Origin of the sequence: Streptomyces pathocidini, assembly GCF_001418495.1 — a bacterium.
Taxonomy (GTDB): domain Bacteria; phylum Actinomycetota; class Actinomycetes; order Streptomycetales; family Streptomycetaceae; genus Streptomyces; species Streptomyces pathocidini.
Genome location: NZ_LIQY01000068.1, coordinates 20,697 through 27,556, shown reverse-complemented (window position 1 = coordinate 27,556; position 6,860 = coordinate 20,697). Strand labels below are relative to the sequence as shown.

Sequence of the window (6,860 nt, the reverse complement as noted above, 5' to 3'; positions counted from 1 at the left end):
CCCCCGTCCGCTGCCGTTGAGGACGGCCAGGCGGACGCCGACAGGTATAGTCCACTCCCCGCGCAACGGGCAAGATCGAATGCAGCCCGGACCGGCATCTTTCCCGAGTTGAGACCTCGGGAAAAACGACCCCCCTCACGGGCCAAATCCGGACCGAATTGAACGCTTCGGACATCTCCCAACCTCCCGCCCGATGGCCCTTTTGATGGCCCGTCGGAGTGGAATCCGCGCATCCCTTGACACCACCCGCGGAGTCGGCGATTACTTGTCTCCGCACAACCGGTAGACAACGTTGTCCAGATCGTTGGAGGGGCCGGGACATGCAGCGGAGACGATGGCGAGGTCACCGACGCGCGGCCGCCCTGGTGGCGGCCGTCGCGCTGTTGGCGACGGCGCAGGGCGCGGCGGTCCACGCGAGCGCGGCGGCCGCCGGCCGCGAACCGGCCCAGGCCGAACGGAAGTTCACCTCCTCCTTCGAACCGGGCGATCCCCAGCCGGACTGGAGCGATACGGTCGAAACGACCGCGGACGGCGAGCGAAAGGCGTCCGGGGTCGACGGCGGCGGCCATGCGTCGGGGTCGGCCGAGGCGCAGTCCCCGGACGGGGACACTAGCGAGCCCGAAACCTCCGACATGCGCACCCACATCGACCGGGGCCCCTCGGACAGCCCCACCGCCAAGGCCGACGCGGGCTTCTCCGGCACCCACGCCCTGCTGTACGCGGGCACGCACCAGCCGGAGGGGCGCGCGTACTCGTACAACAAGGTCTTCGACGTGGACACGGCCGTCACCGCGGACACCGTGCTCTCGTACCAGCTCTATCCCGCGCTGGGCGAGACCGATCTCCGCTACCCCACCACGCACGTCTCGGTCGATCTCGCCTTCACCGACGGCTCGTATCTGAGCGATCTGGGCGCCACCGACCAGCACGGCGCCCGACTGACGCCCGAGGGGCAGGCCGACTCCAAGACGCTGTACGTCAACCAGTGGAACCACAAGGAGTCGCGGATCGGCCAGGTGGCGGCCGGGAAGACCGTCGACCGGATCCTCGTCGCGTACGACTCCCCCCAGGGCACGGCGCGGTTCCACGGCTGGGTGGACGACGTCTTTCTCGCGCCCGCCCCGGCCGAGCCCGCCCCGGCGCATCCCTCGGACCACGTGGTGACCACCCGTGGCACCAACTCCAGCGGCAGCTTCTCGCGCGGCAACAACTTCCCCGCGACCGCTCTGCCGAACGGCTTCAACTTCTGGACGCCGGTGACCAACGCCGGTTCCACCAGCTGGCTGTACGAGTACGCGCGCGCCAACAACGCCGACAACCTCCCCACCGTGCAGGCCTTCAGCGCCAGCCACGAACCCAGCCCCTGGATGGGCGACCGGCAGACCTTCCAAGTGATGCCGTCCACCGCGTCGGGCACCCCCGACGCGGACCGCAAAGCCCGTGCCCTCCCCTTCCACCACGCGAACGAGACCGCCCGCCCCCACTACTACGGCGTCACTTTCGACAACGGTCTGCGCACCGAGATCGTGCCCGGCGACCACACCGCGCTGATGCGGTTCACCTTTCCGGGTGAGGACGCGAGCGTGATATTCGACAACGTGGACAACTCGGGCGGGATCACGCTCGATCCGGAGAGCGGCGTCATCTCCGGCTACTCCGACGTCAAGAGCGGCCTGTCCACCGGCGCCACCCGGCTCTACGTCTACGGCGTCTTCGACCGGCCGGTCACCGACAGCGGCAAGCTCCAGGGCGGCGGAGGCAAGGACGTCACCGGCTACTACCGCTTCGACCCGGGCGCGGACCGCACCGTGACCCTGCGCATCGCGACCTCCCTGATCGGCACCGGGCAGGCCGAGGCCAACCTCGCCCAGGAGATCCCCGGTTCGGCCTCACTGGAGTCCGTCAGGGCCCGCGCGCAGGCCGCCTGGGACAGGATCCTCGGGGTCGTGGAGGTGGCGGGCGCGACCCGCGACCAGCTCACCACCCTCTACTCCAACCTCTACCGGCTCTACCTCTATCCGAACTCCGGCTTCGAGAACACCGGCACCCGCCAGCGCCCCAAGTACCAGTACGCCAGCCCCTTTTCGCCGCCTGCCGGCGAGGACACCCCGACCCGCACCGGCGCGAAGATCGTCGACGGCGAGGTCTACGTCAACAACGGCTTCTGGGACACCTATCGCACGACCTGGCCCGCCTACTCCCTGCTCACCCCCGAGCGGGCCGGGCGGATGGCCGACGGCTTCGTCCAGCAGTACAAGGACGGCGGCTGGATCTCCCGCTGGTCCTCGCCCGGCTACGCCGACCTGATGACCGGCACCAGCTCGGACGTGGCCCTCGCCGACGCGTACCTCAAGGGCGTGCGGAACTTCGACGCCGAGGCCGCGTACGAGGCGGCGCTGAAGAACGCGACCGTCGCACCGCCGTCCCCGGGCGTCGGCCGCAAGGGCATGGAGACCTCGGTCTTCCTCGGCTACACCAGCACCTCGACCCGCGAGGGCGTGTCCTGGGCGCTGGAGGGCTGTCTCAACGACTTCGGCCTGGCGCGGATGGCCGAGGCGCTGTACGCGAAGACGAAGAAGGAGCGCTACCAGGAGGAGGCGGCCTACTTCCTGGGCCGCGCCCAGAACTACGTCAGACACTTCGACCGGCGGATCGGCTTCTTCCAGGGCAGGACCCCGGACGGCGCGTGGCGGCTGAAGCCCGGGCAGTACGACCCGCGGGTGTGGGGCCACGACTACACCGAGACCAACGGCTGGAACTTCGCGTTCACCGCCCCCCAGGACACCCGTGGCCTGGCCAACCTCTACGGCGGCAAGGCCGCGTTCGCGAAGAAGCTCGACGCCTTCTTCGCCACCCCGGAGACCGCGAGCCCCGACTTCGCGGGCTCCTACGGCGGGGTGATCCACGAGATGACCGAGGCCCGGGACGTCCGGATGGGCATGTACGGGCACAGCAACCAGGTCTCGCACCACATCCCGTACATGTACGACGCGGCAGGTCAGCCGTGGAAGACGCAGGAGAAGGTGCGCGAGGTGCTGTCCCGGTTGTACCTGGGCAGTGAGAACGGCCAGGGCTATCCGGGCGACGAGGACAACGGCGAGATGTCCGCCTGGTACCTCTTCAGCGCGCTCGGCTTCTACCCCCTGGTGATGGGCAGCCCCGAGTACGCGATCGGGTCGCCCCTGTTCACCGAGGCCACCGTCCATCTGCCGGGCGGGGACCTGGTGGTGAAGGCCCCACGCAACAGCGCCCGGAACGTCTACGTCCAGGGTGTGCGGCTGAACGGCAAGCCGTGGAACTCCACCGCACTCCCCCACTCGGCCATCGCCCAGGGCGGCACGCTGGAGTTCGAGATGGGCCCGAGGCCCTCGAAGTGGGGCACGGGCGGGGCACCGGCCTCCCTCACCCGCGGCGACAAGACGCCCTCGCCCCGGGCGGACCTCACCGTGCGGGACGGCTCGGCACTGGTGGACGACTCCTCCGCCACGGAAGCGTCCTTCGAGTCGGCCACTGTGGAGGCCAAGTCCCCCTCAAAGGTGGCGTACTACACCCTCACCTCGGCCAACAGGGCGGACGCCCCGACCGGTTGGGTGCTGAGGGGGTCCGAGGACGGGAAGACCTGGAAGACCGTGGACCGGCGCTCCTCCGAGCGCTTCGCCTGGAACCGCCAGACCCGCGTCTTCGCCGCCGAGTCCCCCGGCGCGTACCGCCACTACCGGCTCGAACCAACGGGCGGCGCGGCCGCGTTGGCGGAGATCGAGCTGCTGGGCTGACCCGCACAACGCGGCAGGGCCGCACTCCCTCGCGGAGAGTACGACCCTGCCGTTTGCCCTGCCGGCCCGCGGTTACTTGCGGATCAGCGAACGCAGCACGTACTGCATGATGCCGCCGTTGCGGTAGTAGTCCGCCTCTCCGGGGGTGTCGATGCGGACGACCGCGTCGAACTCGCGGCGTACATTATCGGCTTCGCCGGGGGCCGTGTCGGCGGTGACCCTGACCGTACGGGGGGTGGTGCCCTGGTTCAGCTCGGTGACGCCCGCGATGGAGAAGGTCTCCTCGCCGGTCAGGCCCAGGGACAGCGCGGAGGCGCCCTCGGGGAACTGGAGCGGGAGCACGCCCATGCCGATCAGGTTCGAGCGGTGGATGCGCTCGTAGGACTCGGCGACGACGGCCTTGACGCCGAGCAGCGCGGTGCCCTTGGCGGCCCAGTCGCGGGACGAGCCGGAGCCGTACTCCTTGCCGGCCAGGATGACCAGCGGGACGCCGGCGGCCTGGTAGTTCTGCGACGCGTCGTAGATGAACGACACCGGGCCGCCCTCGACGGTGAAGTCCCGGGTGTAGCCGCCCTCGGTGCCCGGCGCGATCTGGTTGCGCAGCCGGATGTTGGCGAAGGTGCCGCGGATCATGACCTCGTGGTTGCCGCGGCGCGAGCCGTAGCTGTTGAAGTCGCGCCGCTCGACGCCGTGCTCGGTGAGGTACTTGCCGGCCGGGGTGTCGGCCTTGATCGCGCCGGCCGGGGAGATGTGGTCGGTGGTGACCGAGTCGCCCAGCTTGGCCAGTACGCGGGCGCCGGCGATGTCCTCGACCGGGCTGGTCTCCATCGTCATGCCCTCGAAGTACGGGGGCTTGCGGACATAGGTGGACTCGGCGTCCCACTCGAAGGTGTTGCCGGTCGGGATCGGCAGCGCCTGCCACTGGGCGTCACCGGCGAACACGTCCTGGTAGGAGGTGGCGAACATGTCCTGGCCGATGGCGGAGGCCACGACCTCGTCGACCTCGGCCTCGGAGGGCCAGATGTCCTTCAGGTGGACCGGGTTGCCCTCGGTGTCCTTGCCGATGGCGTCCCTGGTGATGTCCACCTTCATGGAGCCGGCGATGGCGTACGCGACGACCAGCGGCGGGGACGCCAGGTAGTTCATCTTGACGTCGGGGTTGATCCGGCCCTCGAAGTTGCGGTTGCCGGAGAGCACCGAAGTGACGGCCAGGTCGGCCTCGTTGACGGCCCTGGAGACCTCCTCCGGCAGCGGGCCGGAGTTGCCGATGCAGGTGGTGCAGCCGTAGCCGACGAGGTTGAAGCCCAGCTTGTCGAGGTACGGGGTGAGGCCGGCGCGGTCGTAGTAGTCCATGACGACCTTGGACCCGGGGGCCAGCGTGGTCTTGACCCACGGCTTGCGGGTGAGGCCCTTCTCGACCGCCTTCTTGGCCACCAGCGCGGCGGCGACCATGACGTACGGGTTCGAGGTGTTGGTGCAGGAGGTGATCGCGGCGACGGTGACGGCGCCGTGGTCGATCTCGTACACGCTGCCGTCGGGGGCGATGACCTGGGTCGGCTTGGTCGGGGCGCCGTTGTGGTCCACGGCCGGGGCGTCGGAGGCCGGGAAGGACTCCTTGCCCGCCTCCTCGTCCTCGTCGACGTAGTTGCGGACGTCCTTCGCGAACTGCTGGGCGGCCTCGGCCAGGACGATGCGGTCCTGCGGGCGCTTCGGGCCGGCGATGGAGGGCACGACGGTGGACAGGTCCAGCTCGAGCTTCTCGGAGAAGTCCGGCTCGGCGGCCGGGTCCAGCCACAGGCCCTGCTCCTTGGCGTACGCCTCGACGAGCGCGACCTGCTGCTCGGAACGGCCGGTGAGCTTGAGGTAGTTCAGCGTCTCGTCGTCCACGGGGAAGATCGCGGCGGTCGAGCCGAACTCCGGCGACATGTTGCCGATGGTGGCGCGGTTGGCGAGGCTCGTGGCCGCCACACCCTCGCCGTAGAACTCGACGAACTTACCGACGACGCCGTGCTTACGCAGCATCTCGGTGATCGTGAGGACCAGGTCGGTCGCGGTGGTGCCGGTGGGCAGCTCACCGGTCAGCTTGAAGCCGACGACGCGCGGGATGAGCATCGAGACCGGCTGGCCGAGCATCGCGGCCTCGGCCTCGATGCCGCCGACGCCCCAGCCGAGCACGCCGAGGCCGTTGACCATCGTGGTGTGCGAGTCGGTGCCGACGAGGGTGTCGGGGTAGGCCTGCCCGCCGCGCACCATGACGGTCCGCGCGAGGTGCTCGATGTTCACCTGGTGGACGATGCCGGTGCCGGGCGGGACGACCTTGAACTCGTCGAACGCGGTCTGGCCCCAGCGCAGGAACTGGTAGCGCTCCTTGTTGCGGCCGTACTCCAGCTCGACGTTCTGGGCGAAGGCGTCCGGGGTGCCGAAGCGGTCGGCGATGACGGAGTGGTCGATGACCAGCTCGGCCGGGGCCAGCGGGTTGATCTTCGCCGGGTCGCCGCCGAGCTCCTTGACGGCCTCACGCATGGTCGCGAGGTCCACGACGCAGGGAACGCCGGTGAAGTCCTGCATGATCACGCGGGCCGGCGTGAACTGGATCTCCTGGCTGGGCTGGGCGCTCGCGTCCCAGTTGCCCAGCGCCCGGATGTGGTCGGCGGTGATGTTCGCGCCGTCCTCGGTGCGGAGCAGGTTCTCCAGGAGCACCTTCAGGCTGTACGGCAGACGGGCGGAGCCCTCGACCTTGTCCAGCCGGAAGATCTCGTACGACTCGTCGCCCACGCGCAGGGTGGCGCGGGCGTCGAAGCTGTTCGCCGACACGACAGTCTCCTTCATCAATGTGCGCGTTACTCACGCGATCCTGCCGCCCCGGCTCCGAGCCGATCCGCTAAGGTAAGACTTAGTTAGGCAACCCTTACCCATCGGACCCTCTGAACCCTGTTCCGCGTGCGGCGGCAGAGCGCCTCTCGGCAGATATCTCGATGTCGAGATAACCCTAGTACATCACCACCCCACGGTCATGCCGCGGCGGCCCGAGCGCGACGCGACGGCCCGGTCGGCCACTCCGCCATGCGAGCGGAACCACTCCCCCGT

General features: G+C 69.4%; 2 protein-coding genes. One reads left to right on the top strand and one right to left on the bottom strand.

The window, feature by feature from the left end:
• The first annotated feature begins 320 nt into the window (after nt 1-320).
• Complete coding sequence (locus tag AOK16_RS04475) at nt 321-3,773, top strand: GH92 family glycosyl hydrolase (protein WP_055470903.1); 3,453 nt, start codon at nt 321-323, stop codon at nt 3,771-3,773.
• Nucleotides 3,774-3,845: 72 nt separating this feature from the next.
• On the opposite strand, the gene acnA is transcribed toward AOK16_RS04475, so the two are convergent.
• On the bottom strand, nt 3,846-6,587 hold the full coding sequence (acnA, locus tag AOK16_RS04470) for an aconitate hydratase AcnA (RefSeq protein ID WP_055470902.1): 2,742 nt from the start codon (nt 6,585-6,587) through the stop codon (nt 3,846-3,848).
• Nucleotides 6,588-6,860 lie beyond the last annotated feature (273 nt).